Annotated in this window: 2 protein-coding genes; one reads left to right on the forward strand and one right to left on the reverse strand. The window is 80.1% G+C overall.

Annotated features, from left to right (window positions below):
• The coding region (locus GTR00_RS20765) for a glycoside hydrolase family 16 protein (protein WP_323132652.1) at positions 1-777 on the forward strand (777 nt) is incomplete at its 5' end.
• Between the two features lie 36 nt (positions 778-813).
• Here the strand turns inward: GTR00_RS20765 and GTR00_RS20770 are convergent.
• Complete coding sequence (locus GTR00_RS20770) at positions 814-1,260, reverse strand: hypothetical protein (RefSeq protein ID WP_166613421.1); 447 nt, start codon at positions 1,258-1,260, stop codon at positions 814-816.
• Between the last annotated feature and the right edge of the window lie 165 nt (positions 1,261-1,425).

The following is a 1,425-nucleotide window of genomic DNA, read 5'->3' on the forward strand; positions in this document are numbered from 1 at the left end:
GTGCGGCTGGAGCGCACCGGCCTGCGCGAGGTCTTCGCGGACCGCTTCACGGGCCCGCGCCCGGACCCGCAGCGCTGGGTCGCGCACTACCTGCCGCACTGGACGACCCCGGAGCGCTCGGCGGCCCGGTGCTCCCTGGACGGCGACGGGCTGCGCCTGCTGGTGGAGGCGGACCAGCCGGCGTGGCGGCCGGAGGACGGGGAGCTGCGGGTGTCGAACCTGCAGACGGGGGCCTCCTCGGGCCCGGTCGGCTCGCCCGTGGGCCAGCACCGGCACCGCCCGGGCCTGCGGGTGCGCTCGCCGTGGCCGCGGCGGGCGCTGTGGACGCCGTCGCACGGGGTGCTGGAGGCGACGTTCACCGCCCCCGCCGACCCGCGGTGCATGTCCGCGGTGTGGCTGGTGGGCTTCGAGGACGCGCCGGGGGAGTCGGGGGAGGTGTGCGTGGCGGAGCTGTTCGGCCACGCCGCCGGCCCGGGCGGCTCCACGGTGCGGGTGGGGGTGAAGGCGCACCACGACCCGCTCCTGCGCGACGACGTGGTGGACGTGCCCGTGCCGTTCGACGCGGCCGCCGAGGCGCACACCTACGCCGCGCAGTGGGACGCCCGGCGGGTGCGGTTCTTCGTCGACGACGTGCTGGTGCACACCAGCGAGCAGGGCACGGCGTACCCGCTGCAGCTCATGGTGGACCTGTTCGAGTTCCCCGAGGGGGGCGTGCGCGACCCCGCGCGCTACCCGAAGTCGGCGACGGTGCGCTCGGTGCGCGGCTGGCAGCGCTGACGGTGCTGACGGTGCTGACGGCGCCCGCCGCGCCCCTCACCCCGGCGGCGCCTGCCGCGCGGTGGTGAGCGCCCGGGCGAAGGCGTCGGCGGCCGCGCGGCCCGCGCGGGTGCTGAACCGCAGGGGGCGCCCGTCGACGACCACCTCCACGCGCACGCCGCCGCCCAGCGGGCCGCGCCGCTCGCGCACGTCCACCGCGCCGACGTCCGCCAGGGGCAGGGAGGCCACGGACGCCCCGCCGACCAGCTGCGGCCGGGTCAGCCACAGCCGCTGCGCGCTGAGCGCCAGCGCCCCGCCGCCGGAGCCGCTCCCGAGGAGGCCGTCCAGCGGCCCGGTGGCCAGCGGCAGCACGGCGAGCGGGGTCTCGCCCTCCTGCGCCATCCGGCCCAGCAGCAGCGCGCCGCCGGGGTCGCCGCCGCCGTCGCGCACGGGGTCACCGCCGGGGTCGCCGGCGGCGTCGGGACGGGGGTCGTCGGGGCTCACCGCTCCGTCCTACCGCAGCGCCGGGTCCTGCCGCCGCAGCGCCGGGCGGCCGGGCTGCGGCCCGTGCGCGCCCGTGCCTACGCTCGGGCGGTGCCCGCCCGCCGCCGCCACCGCCGACCCCGCCCGGGGCCGGCGCCGGTGCGCGTGGTGCTCGACGCCCTGGAC

Origin of the sequence: Kineococcus indalonis (assembly GCF_009906395.1) — a bacterium.
GTDB classification, from domain to species: Bacteria; Actinomycetota; Actinomycetes; order Actinomycetales; family Kineococcaceae; genus Kineococcus; species Kineococcus indalonis.